The sequence below is a fragment of the Mycobacterium sp. Root135 genome (assembly GCF_001426545.1).
Classification (GTDB): domain Bacteria; phylum Actinomycetota; class Actinomycetes; order Mycobacteriales; family Mycobacteriaceae; genus Mycobacterium.
In genome coordinates this window covers 241,900-261,120 of the sequence record NZ_LMEZ01000005.1, presented here as the reverse complement: position 1 = coordinate 261,120, position 19,221 = coordinate 241,900, and the positions used below count along the sequence as shown (strand labels likewise).

The 19,221-nt window shown below is 67.2% G+C and carries 16 protein-coding genes; 8 read left to right on the top strand and 8 right to left on the bottom strand.

What is annotated here, in order from left to right:
* Window positions 1–7 precede the first annotated feature (7 nt).
* Window positions 8–1,696, top strand: coding sequence for an SMI1/KNR4 family protein (locus tag ASD37_RS12380; RefSeq protein WP_156720862.1), 1,689 nt, complete (start codon window positions 8–10; stop codon window positions 1,694–1,696).
* A gap of 21 nt (window positions 1,697–1,717) precedes the next feature.
* Here ASD37_RS12380 and ASD37_RS12375 read toward each other — a convergent pair whose 3' ends face one another.
* The 4 genes from ASD37_RS12375 to ASD37_RS12360 form a co-directional block, all read right to left on the bottom strand.
* Complete coding sequence (locus ASD37_RS12375) at window positions 1,718–2,317, bottom strand: CIA30 family protein (RefSeq protein WP_235568130.1); 600 nt, start codon at window positions 2,315–2,317, stop codon at window positions 1,718–1,720.
* A 43-nt stretch (window positions 2,318–2,360) separates the two neighbouring features.
* On the bottom strand, window positions 2,361–2,831 hold the full coding sequence (locus ASD37_RS12370) for a DUF4174 domain-containing protein (RefSeq protein WP_056551269.1): 471 nt from the start codon (window positions 2,829–2,831) through the stop codon (window positions 2,361–2,363).
* Between the two features lie 68 nt (window positions 2,832–2,899).
* Entirely contained in the window at window positions 2,900–4,024 is a 1,125-nt protein-coding gene (locus ASD37_RS12365) for a PrpF domain-containing protein (protein WP_056551268.1), read from the bottom strand.
* Between the two features lie 121 nt (window positions 4,025–4,145).
* Complete coding sequence (locus tag ASD37_RS12360) at window positions 4,146–5,516, bottom strand: SLC13 family permease (protein ID WP_056551267.1); 1,371 nt, start codon at window positions 5,514–5,516, stop codon at window positions 4,146–4,148.
* 195 nt (window positions 5,517–5,711) lie between these two features.
* Between ASD37_RS12360 and ASD37_RS12355 the strand changes: the two genes are divergently transcribed.
* The 3 genes from ASD37_RS12355 (at window position 5,712) to ASD37_RS12345 (ending at window position 11,220) form a co-directional block, all read left to right on the top strand.
* Window positions 5,712–6,629: a LysR family transcriptional regulator gene (locus ASD37_RS12355; protein ID WP_056551266.1), complete on the top strand. Its 918-nt coding sequence runs from the start codon at window positions 5,712–5,714 to the stop codon at window positions 6,627–6,629.
* Between the two features lie 70 nt (window positions 6,630–6,699).
* Window positions 6,700–8,931 (top strand): molybdopterin-dependent oxidoreductase, encoded by a 2,232-nt coding sequence (locus ASD37_RS12350; protein WP_082570112.1) that lies wholly within the window; start codon window positions 6,700–6,702, stop codon window positions 8,929–8,931.
* A 9-nt stretch (window positions 8,932–8,940) separates the two neighbouring features.
* The gene (locus ASD37_RS12345) at window positions 8,941–11,220 is read left to right on the top strand and encodes a molybdopterin-dependent oxidoreductase (protein ID WP_082570111.1); all 2,280 of its coding nucleotides are present in this window, start codon (window positions 8,941–8,943) and stop codon (window positions 11,218–11,220) included.
* A 19-nt stretch (window positions 11,221–11,239) separates the two neighbouring features.
* Here the strand turns inward: ASD37_RS12345 and ASD37_RS12340 are convergent, their stop codons facing one another.
* Window positions 11,240–12,088 (bottom strand): sigma factor, encoded by an 849-nt coding sequence (locus ASD37_RS12340; RefSeq protein ID WP_056553139.1) that lies wholly within the window; start codon window positions 12,086–12,088, stop codon window positions 11,240–11,242.
* 92 nt (window positions 12,089–12,180) lie between these two features.
* Here ASD37_RS12340 and ASD37_RS12335 point away from each other — a divergent pair, with 92 nt between their 5' ends.
* From ASD37_RS12335 to ASD37_RS12320, 4 genes are all read left to right on the top strand, one after another.
* Window positions 12,181–12,408 carry a hypothetical protein gene (locus ASD37_RS12335; RefSeq protein WP_235568387.1) on the top strand — a complete coding sequence of 76 codons (228 nt, stop codon included), beginning with the start codon at window positions 12,181–12,183 and terminating at the stop codon, window positions 12,406–12,408.
* Window positions 12,409–12,438: 30 nt separating this feature from the next.
* Window positions 12,439–13,332, top strand: a complete 894-nt coding sequence (locus ASD37_RS12330; RefSeq protein WP_082570110.1) for an ATP-grasp fold amidoligase family protein — start codon at window positions 12,439–12,441, stop codon at window positions 13,330–13,332.
* Between the two features lie 99 nt (window positions 13,333–13,431).
* Window positions 13,432–14,283 (top strand): oxidoreductase, encoded by an 852-nt coding sequence (locus ASD37_RS12325; RefSeq protein ID WP_056551265.1) that lies wholly within the window; start codon window positions 13,432–13,434, stop codon window positions 14,281–14,283.
* Between the two features lie 24 nt (window positions 14,284–14,307).
* Complete coding sequence (locus ASD37_RS12320) at window positions 14,308–14,925, top strand: TetR/AcrR family transcriptional regulator (RefSeq protein ID WP_056553128.1); 618 nt, start codon at window positions 14,308–14,310, stop codon at window positions 14,923–14,925.
* A gap of 3 nt (window positions 14,926–14,928) precedes the next feature.
* Here the strand turns inward: ASD37_RS12320 and ASD37_RS12315 are convergent, their stop codons facing one another.
* The 3 genes from ASD37_RS12315 to ASD37_RS12305 all read right to left on the bottom strand — a co-directional run bounded on the left by ASD37_RS12315 (window position 14,929) and on the right by ASD37_RS12305 (window position 19,092).
* A complete protein-coding gene (locus tag ASD37_RS12315; RefSeq protein ID WP_056551264.1) occupies window positions 14,929–16,650 on the bottom strand; it encodes a glycerol-3-phosphate dehydrogenase/oxidase in 1,722 nt (573 codons plus the stop codon).
* Window positions 16,651–16,721: 71 nt separating this feature from the next.
* Window positions 16,722–18,239, bottom strand: coding sequence for a glycerol kinase GlpK (gene glpK / locus ASD37_RS12310; RefSeq protein ID WP_056551263.1), 1,518 nt, complete (start codon window positions 18,237–18,239; stop codon window positions 16,722–16,724).
* A 34-nt stretch (window positions 18,240–18,273) separates the two neighbouring features.
* Window positions 18,274–19,092 (bottom strand): MIP/aquaporin family protein, encoded by an 819-nt coding sequence (locus ASD37_RS12305; protein WP_056551262.1) that lies wholly within the window; start codon window positions 19,090–19,092, stop codon window positions 18,274–18,276.
* Window positions 19,093–19,221: the final 129 nt, after the last annotated feature.

Below are 19,221 nucleotides of genomic sequence, written 5' to 3'. Positions count from 1 at the left end.
GGTTCTGATGACGACGAGGCTGGCGCTCGGACTGCGCCTCGCCGCTGCCCTGCTCGTGGTACTCACCATGGTCGCCGTCGGATGGGTACAGCGATCGCCATGGGTCGTCCTACTGGCCGCCCCCGTATTCACGGTCCTGTACGCGCTTGGCAAGTGGAATTCGTGGAAGTTGGCCTGGCGCAACGGTGGCGGACCGCAGATTGCTCTCTCGGTGCTGGTGACGTTCCCCATCCAGGCGGTCGTGGCAGGGGTCTTTTACGTCCTCGGGGTGGGTCTGGGCCGGCTCGTCGCCGGCAATCGCACCCTGGCGCCGCTGGCGGCGACGGACGTCGTCACCATGGCAGTGCTGCTCGCCGCCGGTATGGTAGTCAGCTCCGTCGTCATCCGGCTGGAGAGCGCGGCGCCCGCTGCAGCTGGCATCGCGCCGACGCCGGAAGGCCTGCCCGCCGATGGCGGGGCAACCGTCGAGCCCGAGATCGAACTCGACGTCGATCCGACGCCGCTGACGCTTGACACGTTCTTCGTCTCGCCGGAGCACTGGCGTACCAACGCCGCACGCGAGGCACTCGAAGAGCGGTCGGGCCCGGTCCGGAAACCGCCGTTGACCGCCGACGACGACATGATCGCGGCGGCGGAGACGAGACTGGGAGTACGCCTGCCCGACACGTTGCGCGCGCTCTATCGCAAGCTGAACGGCGGTTACGTCGGGTGGCTGTACGTGCCGCTGGTACCGAATCCCGGCCCGGTCTACGATGATTGGCGCGGCGCGTTCTCGATCGACTACTCGTCGTTGGCATCCCTCGACAAGCTGCGGACGGTGGCAGAACACTACTCGGACTTCACCCACGACCCCGACGACTTGCCCCCGAACGCAGACCGCCTCATCGTGCTGCAGGCGCGATACGGCGACATGACGCTGCTCGACTACTCCGTCGGGCCCAGGCCCCGCGTGCTGATCGTCGACTACGACAAGGCTCTCGGCCAGGACCCGGTGGACCTCGCGTTCGACGACTTCGACGAATTCTTCGCGGCACTGCGTGGCGAACGGGACCGCCTGCGCACCGAGACACCCACGCGGGATCTCGGCGCACCCATGGATGAGGTACCCGAAGACCAGTGGGCGGGCCGCTTCTGGGGTACGTCCAACCCACACCCGTTCTACCGCAATGCGATCCAGCGTGAGGACGGCACGGAACCCCGGCTGGCCGCCGACGGTGCCCTGGTGGCGGCGATCCAGGACCGGCTCGGGCTCGAACTCCCCGCGAGCCTCGTCGCGCTATGGCGGGAGCGCAACGGCGGCGGGGTCGCCACCCGATTCGTGCGGTTCACCGAGGGCGCCGCCGTGCGCGACGTGGAGGTCATGCGGCGTCCGGTGCCGCTCGAATACGTGGTCACGCTGGACGTGCTGTCGGACCGAGTGGATTTCGCGCCCAACGAGACACCTTGGGAGCGGTTGCATCCGGGGTCGGACAGGCTCGTCGTGCTGGAGGCGGATCACGAACGGGCTGTCCTGCTGGACTACCGAGACCGTCCGGACGACGACCCCGCCGTCCTCGCCGTCGACGATCTAGGTCGTCCGCTCGACGAGGCGCTGCGCTTCGAGCGCTTCGTCGACCTCCTTGCCCGGCTGCGCTTTCAGCGCGGCGGCTGGGACGACGTGTCGGCGCCGCGCGAGGCCGATCTGGCGCAGGCGTAGTCCTGTCGCTCAGAGGCGCCCTCAGATCGTGGCTTCGATTGCGCTGACGGTGATTTCGAAGGGGCCCTGCTGCTTGTCGAGAATGTAGACCGCCACCTGGTCGATGCTCGACGGGTCCAGGTTCTGTGGCGCGTCGGGTTCCGGATCGAGGCGCATGCCCACTGGCTGGAAGCCCTCGACGGGCAGTTCGTAGGTCCGTTGGACGGCGGCCTCGGTGGGGAAACGCTGGACGTAGGACCACGGCTGCCCGGCGATGCCCACCTTCAGCAGGTAGGTCTTGCCGTCGCCCAGGGCGCGCACGCGGAGCGATTTCGCACCCGATGCCTTGCGCCCGATGTCGGGGTCCTGCGGACTACGGGCCGAGGCGAACCCGCCGTTGTTCTCCAGCGAGATGGTGCCGGAGAAGACGAGTCCGTCGCCGAACGTGATCCTCGAGGTGGAGGCGCCGCCCATGACGGGGTCGTTGACCGTCGTCCAGGCGGCCACCTCGCCGGCATCGTCGAGGTCGACGATGGCGACGTCTGATCCGTCGGCATCGGCGGTTCCGCAAGAGACGAAGAGAAGTACCGAGCAGGCGAACACCATGCCGGTCAGACCGCGCTGTACCCGATGGCTATTCACGAGATGAATGTAAATGGCGCCGGCAACGTAGTCGCCACCGACGTCAACACGAACTCGGATCGGCACCCATCTCACGGCTTCTCATGGGCATGCCGTCGACCACGGCGTAGACCGTCCGAAGATCCGGAACTCCGTTGACGCGGAACTTCTCGCCGCCGTCCTTGCCGATCAACACGACGGTGAACGCGTTGTCGCCAATCGCAAACTGATCCATCAGCGGCCGCGATTGGTCGGCGTCGAGGGCGTGACCGTCGAGGGTGCTGTTGCCCTCGGCGACCACTACTCCGAGCACCATGTCACGACCGGTGAAGTCGCATCGAGTGGCCTCGACTCGGCTCAGCGTCTCGGCGAGCCGTGGATCGTTCTGCTTCGGCGCGAACACCAGCAGGGGGCGGCTCTCCCACCGGTAGTCACTCAGTTCGGCCGCCATCGCCGTCGCCGAACCCAGGACGGTGCTCACCACCAAGTCGACGAGCATCAGCGCCATCCCTCGAACACCGCGCTTCGTTGCCATGGTAATTCCCGACTCTACCGACTGGTGCTCTGTTGTCGAGATGCCGACGCGAACTTCTGTGAGCCCCGTCAGGCTCCGGTAACGACCAATGCCGGTGCGGTGACGAACAATTCGGCGATGGCGATCCTTCGGGCCGCGCGGTGCAGGGTGGCCGATTGGAGCGTGCCGTCGGCCGCGCGGCTCAGGTCCACGTGCAGGACGCCAGCCGGTGTTCCCAGTCGCAGCAGGCTCGACGTCGACCCGCGAAGCGCACGGGCGACGACGCCGTCGGTAATCGTCGATGCTGCGGCCACGGCGACCGCTGAGGTCAGCCCAATGGCCGGATGCGGGGCGAGCATGGACAGCATTCGCACGGAGACGTCGTAATCGTCGCCGTCGACGATGTCCCCGGCGGTGGTGCGATAGTCGCGCGGCGCGCCGACGATGCCCACCTTGGGGATGGCGTGGCTGAGGGGGTCGCCAGGCTTGGACAATCCCATCCGCAGTGAGGACTCCTGCCGCAGGGTCACCAGGAGCGGAAGGTGCTCGGCGATGACACCGTTGTCCTCCGCTCCGGTGAGCCCGAGGTCGGCCGCGTCGAACAGTGCGGCGGGGGCGCCGGCGATGACCATGGTGGCCGCGTGGGACTGACCTGCCGCGGTGACGTGGTCGACGGCGTTGCCCGTCGGCAAGAGCGTGCCGGTGGACAGCCCCGTGAAGCTCAGGCCGACGGGTACCCCGAGGGCGTTGGTGCCGGGGACCGGGGCATTGCCCTCGGTGGGGATGGCGCCGCCCGGTGTCGCGATCTCGGCGGTGAGGACGGCGCCGGTGTTCTGGTTGCGCATGCGCACCGTGGTCACGGCGTAGTCGACGGCGACCAGCCCGGACTGCAAGGCGTAGAGGCCGATGGCAGTGGCGCAGTTGCCGCAGTTGCTGCCCCACTCCACGCGGCGGTCGCCGATCGCGACCTGGGCGAAGAGGTAGTCGACGTCGATCCCCGAGGCGGCCGAGCGTCGCACGATGGCGGCCTTCGAGGTGGTCGAACTGCCGCCACCGACGCCGTCGAGCTGGCGGGGATCTCCCGAGCCGAATGCCGAGATGAGCAGGGCGTCGACGCCCCCGGCCTGCGTGACGAGCGGGTCGACGTCGACGGCGTTGAACAGCCAGCACTTGCTGGTGCCGCCCCGCATCCAGGTTGCGCGAAGTGTGAGCATGTCAGGTCTTACCTTTCTGCACGGCGGATGGGGACGTGATTCCACTGTGGCCGTGATACGGGTGAAGGACAATCGAGAGATTGGTGACGGGGCTTAAGCGTCGCTTAAGCCCCGTTGACGGTCAGAGCACCGTGGGGACGACGACCAGGATCAGCCAGCACAGGGCGGGCGCAATCGCGACCACGATGCCGGCGTTGACCAGCAGCTGGCGGTAGAACCGCGGCCGGGCGATGCCCTGGGCGTTGGCCAGCACCAGTGCGCCGTTGGTCGAGAAGGGGGAGACGTCGACGACGGTGGCCGAGATGGCCAGTGCGGCAACGACTCCAACTATCGGCAGCGCGCCGGTGTGCAGCAGTGGCAGGGCCATCGGGATGATGGCGGCCAGCAGTGCGGTGGAGGAGGCGAACGCCGAGGTCACGCCGATGACGTAGCAGAGAACGGCGGCCACCAGGAGCGGTGCGCCGATCGTGATCGCCATGGTGGCGAGGTGGTCGATGGTGCCAATCTCTTGAAGTACGGAGATGTAGGTGACCATGCCGGCGACGAGCAGCACCGTCGACCAGCTGATGCCGGCGATGGCTTCGTTCTGCTTGGACAGGTCGGTGAACGCCAGGACCGCTCCGGCGGCGATCGCGATGAAGCTGATCGGCAGGTGGAAGACCAGGACCAGCACCAGGACGATGCCGATGAGGGCCAGGGTGAGCTTCTGCACGCGGGTCACCGGTGTGGGCGCGGCGTCGAGGAGGACGTCGGTCTGGACCGGACGGGTGAGCAGGCCGGTGCCGCCACCTGTGGGTGTGTGACGGACGGGTGAGGAACCCACGCCGCCGGTCTCGACGGGTTCGTCGGCGACGGCCGAGCCGGTGGCGCTGAACTCGAGGTGGCGGGTGCGGGCCAGGGTGGCGTAGCCGACGACCGTGAGGATCGACAGCAGCAGGTTGATGCCGTAGCTGGCGAAGAACAGGGTCCAGGGGTTGATGCTGAGGCCGCTGGACTCGACGATGTCGCACACCAGCACGCCGGACACCGAGATGGGGGAGAACGCACCGGCGTGCGCGCCGTTGATCGTCATGATGCCCATGACCAGCGGACTCATCTTGGTCCGCGCGGCGAACGACATGGCGGCCGGGGAGATGAGGGCGACCGCGGCGGGGCTGAACGTTCCCAGTGCGGTCAGCACGGAGGCGCAGAAGAAGAACACCCACGGCACTACCGTCACGCGGCCGCGGACTGCTCGGATGCAGGCGTTGACCATCAGGTCGATCGTGCCGTTCTTCTTGGCCATGCCGAAGAAGTAGGTGACGCCGATGATCGTCAGCACGATCGAGCTGGGGAACGCGGCAAGGATTTCCTTGTCGTCGTATCCGAGCATGAAGGCGCCGACGCCGAACGCGCCGATGAAGCCGAGGATCCCGATGTTGATCGGGAAGAAGGTGGCGATGACGAACATCGCCACCAGCGCTATCAGGGGTAGTACTTCGACAGAGGTCATGATGTGCTCTCAGTTCCCGAGACGGTGGCGCATCCAGGCGAGCGGCCGTGTCGCCAGGCGAAAACGGCGTCGTGCTCGGTGTCACACGCTGTATTGATGATTACCTAGATCACAGTAGGAATGACCGGACTTAACGACAATGTCGAGTTGATACAGTGCAATTAACTTTTGCTTAACGCTGGCGAGGACGGTCGTATGGACACCAACCGCATGTTCACTCTGCGGGAGGTCGCCGCCCACGGCTCCATCACCGCCGCGGCCGAAGCCCTGGGCTACACGACGTCGGCGATATCGCAGCAGATCGCGAAGCTGGAGAAGGAAGCCGCTCAGCCGTTGCTCGAGCGGCACGCCAGGGGTGTGGTGCTGACCGAGGCGGGCCGGGCCGTGGTGCGCCACGCCGAGCGCATCCTGGTCGAATTGCAGGCCGCGGACGCCGAACTCGCGGAAATTCGGGGCTTGCGTGCCGGCGTGCTTGCCATCGGCACGTTCCCGACGGCTGGCTCCTCGCTGCTGCCGCTGGTCATCAAGGAGTTCAAGACGCGGCATCCCGGGGTGGACCTGACCGTGCTGAGCGGCCGGTTCTCCCGGTTGGTCGACGCGTTGCGCCGACGGGAAACCGAGTTGTCGCTGCTGTGGGACTACGAGTGGAACAGGATCGACGATCCGACGTTGACCTACCACCACCTGATGAACGACCCGACGATGCTGCTGGTCTCCGAGCATCACCGCCTCGCCGACCGGGACTCGATCAGCATCGGCGAACTGCGAGACGAGGCGTGGGTGGTGCGCGCCGACGATCATCCGGTGGCCCAAACACTCGAAAAACTTTGTCAGCAGGGCGGATTCGCGCCGCGTACCAGCGTGTTCGCCCACGACTACGGCGAGGTGCAGGCCATGGTCGCCGTCGAACTCGGGGTGGCGATCGCGCCACGTTTGGCAGTGCTGAATCCGCGACCCGACGTGCGCACGATCAAGCTGGCGACGCGTCCGCCGCAACGGCGCATCCTCATTGCCCATCTCGCCGAGCGACGGCTCAGCCCCGCGGCGCATGAGGCGATCGCCGTGAGCGCAGCGGCGGCCCGCCGTCTGGAGGAAGGCTTCGACGAGCGGTGAGGGGATTCTTGCCCGCCTAGCTCCATCGCATTCCCTCTCGGCGACGGTGCCGAAGCCTTACCTTCAGTGGGTGGCAACAGGGGATTCGTCGACGACGGCCGAACAGCACGTGACGTACTGCCGGATCTGTGAGGCCCTGTGTGGCGTCATCGCCACCGTGGAGGACGGGCGGCTGGTGAAGTTGCGGCCCGACGACGACAACCCGTTGTCGCGCGGTCGCGTCTGCCCCAAGGGCATCGCCATGGTCGACGTCCAGAACGACCCCGACCGAGTGCTGACCCCGCTACGCCGGCGCCCGGACGGAGGGTTCGACGAAGTCGATTGGGACACCGCGCTGGCCGACATCTCTGCGCGGCTTCGTCGCATCGTGGATCAACACGGCGGCGGCGCCGTCGCCCACTACCTCGGCAACCCCGCGGCGTTCGGGTATGCGACCAGTCTGTGGCACGGGTTGTTCATGAAGCGGCTGAACTCGCCACACCAGTATTCGCCTGGCTCCCAAGACATCAACAGCCGGTTCGTCGCGAGCAGGTTGCTCTACGGCGCCATCAGCCAGCTGCCCTTCCCCGACCTGCCCCGGACCGACTTCCTGCTGATGCTGGGGGCCAATCCACTCGTCTCGCACGCCAGCGCGTTGCGAAGTCCGCGCATCAAGGACGACCTCGCGGGCATCGTCACGCGCGGCGGACGGGTGGTGGTGGTCGACCCCCGACGCACCGAGACCGCGCGTAGCTACGAGCACGTCGCCGTGCGGCCAGACGCCGACGCCTGGCTGCTGCTGTCGATGTTGAACGTCCTCTTCGAGGAGCGCTTGACCGACGACGTCGCGATCGCACGGCAGACGACCGGAGTGACCCAGTTGCGCGCTGCGGCAGCAGGATTCCCACCGGAGCGCACGGTTGAACGGACGGGTGTGGCTGCCGGCGTCGTCCGCGGCCTGGCGCGGGACTTCGCCTCGGCGCCGTCGGCTGCCGCGTATGGCCGCACCGGCGCGTGCTTGGGGCGACACGCCACCCTGGTCTGTTTCCTGCTCGACGCGCTGTCGGTGGTCACCGGAAACCTCGACCGCGCCGGTGGGACCCTTTTCGGCCGAGGCGTCGTCCCGCTCGAGGAGTTCGGCGAACGTGCGGGGGCCCTGAGCTACGACCAGGTCCGCTCCCGCGTCGGCGGTCATCCCGACGTCATGGGCACCTTTCCCGCGGCGATCATGGCCGAGGAAATGACCACGGCGGGGCTCGGTCAGATCCGGGCCCTGATCAGCACGGCGGGCAACCCCGTCCTGTCGGTTCCCAACGGCAAGGCACTGGCTGACGCGCTGCCGACGTTGGACCTCTTCGTCTCCATGGACCTCTACGTCAACGAGACGAATCGGCACGCGGACTACGTCCTCCCGGCGACGACGTTCCTCGAAAGACGGGACTTGCAATGGGGTTTCGCCGCGGCGTCACCGACGGTCTACATGCAGTCGACCGAAGCGGTCGTCGCACCCTATGGTCAGGCGCGCGAGGAATGGCGGGTCTACGACCACGTCGCCCGCTTGATGGGCATGTCGCTGCTGGCGCAAGGGCCGCTGGGCCGGTTCAACTCGATCTTCGTGTTCCTCGAACGCGTCTCGCCGGCGCGTCTGACACCCCGCGCCATCTTCGAAATGCTCCTGCGTCTCGGCCCCTATGGTGATCGGTTCGGGTTGCGCCGCGGAGGGCTCAACGCACGGCGGTTGCGCGCCCGGCCGCATGGTGTGGTGCTCGCCGAACATGCACCCACCGGGATTTTGGGCGAGATAGTCCAGCATCCGGACAAGCGAGTGCATTTGGCACCCAACGAGATTCTCGCCGAGATCGCTCGCCTCGGCGATCGACATCCCGACGATGCGGCCTTCCCGCTGCTGATGATCGGGCTGCGCGAACTCCGGTCGCACAACTCGTGGATGCACAACAGCGAGACCCTGATGAGAGGCGCGACGCCGCGGCGCCACCGAGCCAGGATCAACCCGACGGACGCTGCCGACGCCGGACTCGTCGACGGAGGCAGGGTCCGCATCGTGTCGCCGTCGGGAACCATCGACACCGAGGTCCGCGTCACCGACGAGGTGGGCCCTGGCACCGTCGCCGTTCCGCACGGTTGGGGTCACGACGGGGGATGGTTGCGCGCCAACGCCGCCGGGGGTGCGAACGTCAACGACCTGACGTCGAGCCGCAGCGAGGATCTCGAACGGCTGGCGGGTATGTCGGTGCTGAACGGCGTCGCGGTGCGGCTGGAGAAGATTGACGAATCAGCCTCGGCGCCAGCGCTTCACGGCTAGCCTGGACACGTGTCCAGCGTTGATGCCGACGGATCCTCCGAACACACGCTGACCTGTCCCCTGTGCGAGGCCATGTGCGGTCTTCGGATCCGGGTCGAGGACGGCACCGCCGTCGACGTCCGCGGAAACGCCGAGGACGTCTGGTCGCGCGGGCACATCTGCCCGAAGGGCGCGACGATCGGTCACCTGCACGACGACCCGGACCGCCTCCGAAAGCCCATGGTGCGGACGGCCGACGGAACGTTCCGCGAGGTCGACTGGCCAGAGGCCTACGAGGAAGTGGAGCGTGTCCTCCGCCCGGTCCTCGCAGAACACGGGGCACGCGCACTGACCGTCTACGTCGGCAACCCGGTGGCGCACAACCTCGGCCTCGCCACCTACATCGGCGCGCTCGTCGGCATGGCCGGGGCCGCCGGAATGCCGTCCTACTATTCGCCAGGAACGGTCGACCAGTGGCCGCTCAACGTGGTCAGTACCCTGCTGTTCGGCGGGATGTGGAACGCCCCGATACCGGATTTGAGCCGGACTGACTATCTGATGGTGCTGGGGGCGAACCCGGCTGTCTCCCAGGGTTCGATGCTGTCCTCTCCAGACGTGGTTGGCAGTTTGGCCGCCATTGGGCGCCGCGGAGGCAAGGTCGTCGTGGTAGATCCGCGACGCACCGAGACGGCGGCGCGCGCGTCGGCGTGGGTCCCGATCCGTCCGGGCACGGACGCGTTGCTGTTGTTCGCGCTGCTCCGGACCCTTGTCGAGGACGGGGCGGTATCCGAGGCACCACACCTGAAGGGCAAGGTGCTGGGACTCGCGGAGGCCATCGCGCTTTCCGAGCCCTTCAGTCCTGAGCGGGTCAGCGCGGCCACCGGCGTCGACGCGGGGGCCATCCGACGCCTCGCCGCAGAACTGGCAGCTGCCGACCGACCGGTCCTGTACAGCCGGATTGGATTGTGCACACAGGAGTTTGGGACACTGGCGACGTGGCTCGTCTTCGTGTTGAACGTCGCGCTGGGCTCGGTTGACCGCCTCGGAGGGGCGCTCTTCACCAAGCCCGCCGTGTGGTCTGCGATGTTCATGAAGCCACCCGACCAGACGACGGATCGGTGGGAGTTCGGTCGTTTCTTCAGCCGAGTGAGTGGAGCGCCGGAGGTGCTCGGTCAGTTTCCGGTCGGCTGCTTGGCCGAGGAGATCGACACGCCCGGCGACGGACAGATCCGTGCGCTGATCTGCGTAGCGGGCAATCCCGTCGTGTCGGCGCCTGGGTCGCGGCGGTTGGACGAGGCACTTCCCCGACTGGATGCCATGATCTGCGTTGACAACTGGCTCAACGAGACGACCCGGCACGCCGACGTGATCCTGCCCGGCCTCTCACCGCTGGAACGGCCGCATTCCGATGATCTCTATTGGATGTACGCCACCGCGTCGTGCGTGAAATGGTCTGAGCCGGTGTTCGACGACGGGCCGGATCGGCCGGGGGAGTGGGAGCTGCTGCTGCGTTTGGCAGGCGCCGCACTGGGGACGCCCGTACCCGAGGTCGACGTCGACGCCATGGACGACCTCTACGTACAGGGTCTGGTCGCCACTGCGTGCGCCACCGAGGGAACCCCACTGACCGGCCGCGACGCCGCGGCCGCCTTTGCCAGTCTCGAGGGAAGGGGCCCGGAACGCCTGGTCGACTTGGGTATTCGGCTAGGGCCGTGGGGTGACGACTTGGGATCCCGACCCGGCGGGCTGACCCTCGCCGAGGTCAAACGGCATCCCAATGGTCTGTTCCTGGCCGACTTGGAGGAGGGACGCCTCGACGACGTCGTGACGACACCGTCGGGTTGCATCGAGTTGATTCATCCGCAGATCATCGACGACATTCCCAGGCTCGCAGCGCGTTTGGATCGGGAATCGCCGTCGCTCGTGCTCACCAGCAGACGGCACTTGCGATCTAACAACTCCTGGATGCACAACGTGCCTGCCCTCATGCGCGGCAGGGAACGGTGCACGTTGCTCGTGCACCCCGACGACGCACGCGCAACGGGTCTTTCCGACGCGGGGATGGCGACGGTGGAGACCGATACCGGGTCGGTGGACGTGGTGGTGCAGGTAAGCGCCGAGATGATGCCCGGAGTGGTTTCCCTGCCCCACGGCTGGGGACACGGGAGGCCCGGAACCATGCTTGCGGTGGCCAACGCGCACCCCGGTGTCAACGCCAACGTGCTCAATCCCGTTGGCGTCGTGGACGTTCCCAGCAGTACGCACGTTGTCAACGGTGTGCCGTGTCGCGTCCGACCGGGGTCGTCATGACGTCGACGACGACGCGTGATCATCGTCGCTCAGTTGCGCCCTCGCGGCGTCGTACGCCGGCCAGCGCGTCATCGTCGGCACGGAATCGAAGCCGCCGCACCTGACCGTTCTCGACGGTGAAGTCGAAGGCGACCTTGACCTCGCCGCGATTGATCCATGCCGCTCCGGGGCGACCGTCGACGAACACCGGAAAGGCCGCCGCCGCAGCGCCGTTGAAGAAGGTGGCCACCTCGTCGGAGCCCCGCATGTGCGTCGGGGTGCCGAGCGCGCTGGCGGCCGCGTCGGCGGACACCACCACGTCGGGAGCCAGCAGCTCCAGCAGTCGGGCGAAGTCGCCTTCGCGTGCCGCGGCCATGAAGGCGTCCACGATTTCCCAGTCGGCCAGAGCGTCCTCTGGTGGCGCTGGGCGCACCTTGGCGCGCGCCCGGGAGGCAAGCTTGCGCGCCGCGACCGGAGTCGTGTCGAGCATCGAGGCGATGACCTCGAAGTCGACGGCGAAGCTGTCGTGCAGCACGAACGCCACCCGCTCGGCGGGGGTGAGCCGGTCGAGCACCACCTGCAGCGCGATGCCGACCGTGTCGGCGAGCACCACGTCGTCGGCGGGGTCGGGTTCGGTTGCCGTGACCTCGATCGACTCCGTCGGCTCCGGCGTCCGTACCCGCAGCCGGTCCAGGCACAGTCGCGAGGTGACCGTGGTCAGCCAGCCCGGGAGGTTGTCGATGGTCTCGCCGGTGGCGTTCAGTCTGAGCCACGCCTGCTGCACGGTGTCTTCGGCCGCGTGGACGTCGCCCAAGATTCGCGCGGCGATGCGTTCCAGACGAGGCCGCTCGGCCTGGAAGCCCTCGCGCAATTGGTCGTCGCTCACCATGGCGGTCACACTTTCGTCGTCGGATGCGTCACCACTCTGACGCACCGGAATCGCCCGGTGTGACCAACCCGGAAGGAACCTCCGTGAAGACCATGACGTGCCAGGATCTCGGTGGCCCCTGCAACCTCGCGCACCGCGGCGACAGCGCTGATGACGTCATCAACGCCCAGGACCGACACCTGAAGGAACTGGTGAAGGCGGGAGACGACGCCCACGTGCCTGCCCGCGAGGACATGAAGGGCCGCTGGCGCCACCCGGTGAAGTCACTGGGCTGGTACAACGACGTCAAGAAGCGCTTCGCCGCGCTGCCGGAGAGCTGACGCGCGACGGAGCGGATCTAGTCTGGGCACATGGGAGACGGCGTCCGCTGGCGCGAGCGGAGCCGACTCGTGCGCGCGGTGCGGCTCTGGCGTACGCGGAACCCGCACACCTTCCGCGACAAGGTTCGGTACAAGATGCTGCGCGACCATCGCGACCTCGTCGTGACGTTCGCCGACAAGGCGGCAGTCCGCGACTACGTCGCCGAAGTGGTTGGGCAGCAGTACCTTCCGCGTGCCTACGCGATCGTCGACGACCCCGCGGCCCTGTTCGGCGTGGATCTGCCCAACAGCTACGTCGTCAAGCCGACGCACGGCAGCGGGGCGGCCGTCGTCGTCTCCAGCCGAGCTCCCCGCGAAGCGCGGCTGCCGTCGGAGGAGGGGAGTTGGGCGTACGCGCACGTTGCGGCCGAGTTCGCGCCCCGAGCCGACGTCGTCCGGCTCGCTCGGGGTTGGGTTGACCAGCTCTACGGCCAGGGGCCGAACCGGGAGTGGGTGTACGGGCGGATACCGCGGCGGATCATCGTCGAAGAGATGCTGGCCGCCGCCGACGGTTCGATCCCCGACGACTACAAGTTCTTCGTCTTCGGTGGGAAGTGCGCCTTCGTGCAGGTGGATTCGGGGCGGTTCGGTCTGCGCACGCAGGACTTCTTTCGGCCCGATTGGCAACACCTGCCGCTTCGCGCCGGACCGCCATGGGCGGACCCAGAACCGGCGATGCCCGCGTGCCTGGCAGAGATGATCACCCTCGCCGAACGGCTCGGCGCCGCCACCGACTTCGTCCGCGTCGACCTGTACGACGTCGACGGGCGCATCGTGTTCGGTGAGTTGACCAGCTTCCCCGCCGGGGGTGACAGCCCATTCGACCCCGAGTCGTTCAACGAGGTGTTCGGGCGGCCGTGGGCCGTGCCTCGGCGTTACCGGTAAGCCGCACGACGGAATACTTGACACGACGTCGAATGTTATTTGACACTGTGTCGAGTAGCGACTTTGGCTGGCGAGAGCCAACAGACTTTGGAGGCATCCATGAAGACGTTTCTGATCACCGGTGTCAGTAGCGGTTTGGGTCGCGCATTTGCCGTCGGCGCGCTGGAAGCGGGGCATCGGGTGGTGGGCACTGTGCGCAAGTCCGAGGACGTCGCGGTGTTCGAATCCCTGTCGCCGGGCCGAGCCCATGGCCGCATCCTCGACGTGACCGACGACGCCGCAGTCGTCCGCGCGGTGGCCGACGTCGAGTCGACCGTCGGGCCCGTCGACGTGGTGATCGCAAACGCGGGCTACGGCGTGGAGGGCACATTCGAAGAGACGCCGTTGTCGGAGGTGCGAGCACAGTTCGCCACCAACGTCTTTGGGGTCGCCGCGACCTTGCAGGCGGCGTTGCCCTACATGCGGCAGCGCCGCGCGGGGCATCTCATGGCGGTGACGTCGATGGGAGGCTTGATGGCAGTTCCCGGGATGTCGGCCTATTGCGCAAGCAAGTTTGCCGTGGAGGGTCTGCTGGAGAGTTTGGGCAAGGAAGTCGCGTCATTCGGCATCCACGTCACGGCCATCGAACCGGGTTCGTTCCGCACCGACTGGGCCGGCCGCTCGATGACACGTGCCGAGCGCACCATCGCCGACTACGACGAGCTGTTCGATCCCATTCGCGCTGCTCGCGTGAGGGCCAGCGGCAATCAACTCGGCAACCCGGCCAAGGCGGCCGAAGCGGTCTTGGCCATCGTGGCGGAAACAGAACCCCCGGCACACCTGGTCCTGGGGTCGGATGCGCTGAGGTTCATCGGGACCGCGCGGGCGGCGGTGGACGATGACATCCGTCGCTGGGAAACACTCTCGCGCAGCACTGATTTCGCGGAGGGTGCGCAGTTGGCGGCGAACTAGGCATGCTGAATTAGGATGGCGACGGTGACCAAGTCTTGGGCGTCGCGGCGCACGGCGCCGGCCGAACGCAAGGGCGACCTTCGTGAGCGTGAAATCCTGGACGCTGCGGAGAAGCTGTTGGCGACGCGCGGCTATGCGGACATGACGGTCGGGGACATCGCCGAAGCGGCCGGGATGACCCGTGGGGCGTTGTACTTCTACTTCGCCTCCAAGCAGGACGTGCTCATCGCGTTGGTGACGCGGACCGTCCAGTTCCTGCAAGAGAAGTCGGGGGCCGCCGCAGCCGACACCGCCCCCATCCAGGAGGTCATCGCCACCGCATTGGAACGGACCGCTCAGTTGTGGCGCGAGCACGGACTGGTGATGCGCGCGGCAGTCGATCTCGGGTCCACCGTGCCCGAGATCGACCGATTGTGGACGGGCGCGGCCGACGTGTTCGGGGATGCCATCGCCGCCGTCCTCGTCCGCGGCGGCGTTCCGGCCGGCGAAGGACCCGGTGATGCAGCGGCGCTGGGGCGTGCACTGTGCTGGATGATCGAGCGCAGCTTCTATCGAGCGTCCACCGACCCGGTCAACGACCTGGACTTCGCCAAGCGGACGTGCGAGACGGTGTGGCTACGGCTGGCGCACGATCCTCAGTAGGCCTCAGCTGACCGGCACGATGTCGGCGGCTCCGAGTCGCGCACCGTCGGCGGTCTCGTCGTCGGGCATCGTCTGGCTCTCCCGCTCCGCGGCAACCCGCGCCAGGTAGTGCGCGACCTCGCGTTCCCGTTGCTCGGGAGACCATCCGAGTAGGGGCGCCACGAGGTCGGCGACTTCCTCGGCCGAGTCGGTGCCACGGTCGAACGTCTCAATCGAGATCCGGGTGCGGCGGCACAGCAGGTCGTCCAGATGCAGCGCACCCTCGTGGGTGGCGCCGAACACCACCTCGGCGCGCAGGTAGTCGTCGGCGGCTGCCAGCGGAACGCCCAGCGTCGGGTCGTCGCGGATGAGCGCCAGGACGTCGCCCACCATCGACCCGTACCGGTTCAACAGGTGGGTGATGCGGACCTCGTCGAGTCCGGATTCGGCGGCGAGTTGACTTCGTGCGTTCCACATCGCGCGATAGCCCTCGGCGCCCAACAGCGGCACGTCTTCGGTGATGGACGGCGGGACTCGACGGTCGAAGTTCTCGCCGAGGCCGTGGACCGCCTCGTCGACGGCGTCCTTGGCCATCACCCGATAGGTCGTGTACTTGCCGCCCGCGATCACCACCAGGCCCGGAACGCTATGTGCGACAGCATGTTCGCGGGACAGCGCAGACGTGTCGGCGCTTTCGCCGGCCAGCAGTGGCCGCAGACCCGCATACACGCCCTCGACGTCGGCCTCGGTGAGCGGAACCCGCAGTACCGAATTCACCTCGTCGAGCAGATAGCGGATGTCCTTTTCGCTCGCTGCGGGGTGCGCCTTGTCGAGGGACCAGTCCGTGTCCGTGGTGCCGATGATCCAGTGCCGCCCCCAGGGGATGACGAACAGCACCGACTTCTCGGTCCGCAGGATGATCCCCGACGAAGACCGGATCCGGTCGCGCGGGACGACGAGGTGAATGCCCTTGCTCGACCGCACGTGGAACTGGCCACGCTCGTTGGCCAGGCCCTGGGTGTCGTCGGTCCACACCCCGGTGGCGTTGACGACCTGTCGTGCTCGCACGGTGTAGGTGCGGTCGGCTTCGAGGTCGACCACCCGCGCGCCTGTGACGCGCTCGCCCTCGCGGATCAGGTCGACCACGCGGGTGCGCGTCGCGATCCGGGCGCCGTAGGTCGCGGCGGTACGGGCGATGGTCATGGTGTGCCGGGCGTCGTCTACCACCGCGTCGTAGTACTGAACCGCCCCCACCAGGGAGTCCTTGCTCAGCGACGGCGCCGTACGCAGTGCGCCCCGCCGGGTCAGATGGCGGTGCAGTGGAATCCCGGCCCCGTGCCCGGAGGCCTTCGACATCGCGTCATACAGCGCGAGCCCAGCGCCGAGATACCAACGCTCCCAACCCCGATGCTTGAGTGGGTAGAGAAACTTCACCGGCTTGACCAGATGCGGGGCCAGTTTCTCCAGCATGAGCCCACGTTCGGACAAGGCCTCGGCCACCAGGCCGAAGTCCAGCATCTCCAGGTAGCGCAAGCCTCCGTGGATCAGCTTGCTGGAGCGGCTCGACGTGCCGGATGCGAGGTCGCGTGCTTCGACCAGTCCGACCCGCAGTCCGCGGGTGGCGGCGTCGAGTGCCGCACCGGCGCCGACGACGCCACCGCCGATGATCAGGATGTCCAGGGGTTGGGCCGCCATGTCCGCCAAGGCGGCTTCGCGGTTGGCTGGTGAGAGCGGAAATGCCTCCATGGCCGGCTACCTGATCTTTCTATGTTGAAAGTCGTTGTCGTACAAATGAACTGACATGGGCGTGGCGGACATCAGCTGACGTCGACCCAGTCCAACGTGCGCTGGACGGCCTTGGTCCACTGGGCATGGCCGGTCGCGCGCTGTTCGTCCGACCAGGTCGGCTGCCAGCGCTTGTCCTCCAGCCAGTTCTTGCGCAACTCGTCGGTGTCCTTCCAGAACCCAACCGCGAGGCCGGCCGCGTACGCCGCGCCGAGGGCCGTGGTCTCGGCAACCACCGGCTTGACCACGTCGACGCCGAGGACGTCCGCCTGGATCTGCATGCACAACGCGTTGGCCGTGATCCCGCCGTCGACCTTGAGCACTTCGAGGTGGACACCGGAATCGGCCTCCATCGCCTCGACGACGTCACGGCTCTGGTAGCAGATCGCCTCCAGCGTCGCCCGGGCCACGTGGGCGTTGGTGTTGAACCGCGACAGGCCGACGATGGCGCCGCGCGCATCCGACCGCCAGTGTGGCGCAAACAATCCCGAGAAGGCCGGGACGAAGTAGACCCCGCCGTTGTCTTCCACCTGGCGCGCGAGAACCTCGGATTGGGCTGCGCCGCTGATGATTCCGAGCTGGTCGCGTAGCCACTGCACTGCCGATCCGGTGACGGCGATGGAACCCTCGAGTGCGTACACCGCCTCGGCGTCGCCGAACTTGTAGGCGACGGTGCTGAGCAGGCCCGCCTTGGACCGCACCAGTTCGGTACCGGTGTTGAGCAACATGAAGTTGCCCGTGCCGTAGGTGTTCTTGGCCTCGCCGGGGGCGAAGCACACCTGCCCGACGGTCGCGGCCTGCTGATCGCCGAGCGCACCGGTGAGTGGCACCTCCCCGCCGAGCGGGCCGTCGGCGAGCGTCAGCCCGTAGGGCTCCGGCGACGACGAGGGCACGATCGTCGGCAGCATCTGGCGGGGAATGTCGAACAGCGCCAACAACTCGTCGTCCCAGTCCAGTGTTTCCAGGTTCATCAACATGGTCCGGCTGGCGTTGGTCACGTCGGTGACGTGAACGCCGCCGCGGACGCCTCCCGTCAGGTGCCACAGCAGCCAGCTGTCGGTGTTGCCGAACACGGCGTCACCGCTCTCGGCGGCGGCGCGCACGCCGTCGACGTTCTCCAGAATCCACTGGATCTTGCCGCCGGAAAAGTACGTCGCCGGTGGCAGACCGGCCTTGTGGCGCAGCGTGTCTCCATGGCCTGCAGCCTCGAGCCTGCTGGCGATTCGGTCGGTGCGGGTGTCCTGCCAGACGATCGCGTTGTAGTACGGCCGCCCGGTCCGCCTGTTCCAGACCACGGTGGTCTCGCGCTGGTTGGTGATGCCCATCGCGGCCAGGTCGCTGCTGTTCAGGCCGGCCTTTCCGAGCGCGGTCTGGATGACTGAGGACGTGCGCTCCCAGATCTCGACGGGATTGTGTTCAACCCAGCCGGCCTGGGGCAGGAGTTGCTCGTGTTCGAGCTGATGTTGGGCGACGACGTTGCCTCCGTGGTCGAAGACCATGAAACGAGTGCTGGTGGTTCCCTGGTCGACGGATCCAATGAAGTCGGGCATGGTGAGTCTCCTTGGTGTGGGGAAGGTTCGACGCTCAGCGGGCTTCGGCGACGCCGACCTCGTGCGGAAGTGCCTCCGCAGCGGGCAGGAATCGTTCGATGCCAAAGACGAAGAGGGCACCGCCGATCAGCCCGCCGACGATGGGCGCGACGATCGGGAGCCAGAAGTACAGCTCGGGTCCGTTGGCCGAGAACATCGCGTCCTGGTAGCCCGTGATCCACGACGCCACGCGGGGACCGAAGTCGCGCGCCGGGTTGATCGCGTAGCCGGCGTTGGTGCCCCACGCCATGCCGATGGCGACTACCAGCAGGCCGATGATCAGTGGCGCGGTGTTCGCCAGCGGGGGATCGTTCACGGCGCTGGTAAGGGCGAATATCACCATCACCAGCAGGGCGGTACCCACTATCTGGTCGGCGAAGGCGGTCATGATCGACACGCCCTCACCCGGCGACGTCGAGAAGATGCCCTGGGTTGCCTTGGTGTGGGTCGGGTCGACGTTGGCGATCTGGTCGGCGTAGACGAACCGGACGATGAGCGCGCCGACGAGGGCGCCGACGAACTGTGCACCGATGAACGGCACGATCTTGCGCCGGTCGAATCCTCGGAACGCCGCGAGGGCGATCGTCACCGCGGGGTTGAGGTGGGCGCCGCTGATCCGTCCGGCGACGAAGACTGCCATCGTGACGCCGAGCCCCCAACCGAAGGCGATCGAGTTGTGGTCGCCCGATGCGAGGGACTTCGGGAATCCGCCCGTCACGACCTGGGCGACGACTCCGCAACCGAACATGACGAGGATTGCCGTGCCGAGTAGTTCACCGGACAGCTCTCCGATGAGTGGGTGGGGCTTCTTCATGTCGCTTCCTTTCGCTGCGCCTGGGCTTGTAGCGCTCGTTGTGACCTGCTGTGAACCTACGAAGGGAATGTGACCCAGATCAATCGACGTTGTTCGACAATGTCGAACGGGGCGATGCGATCGGCGTCA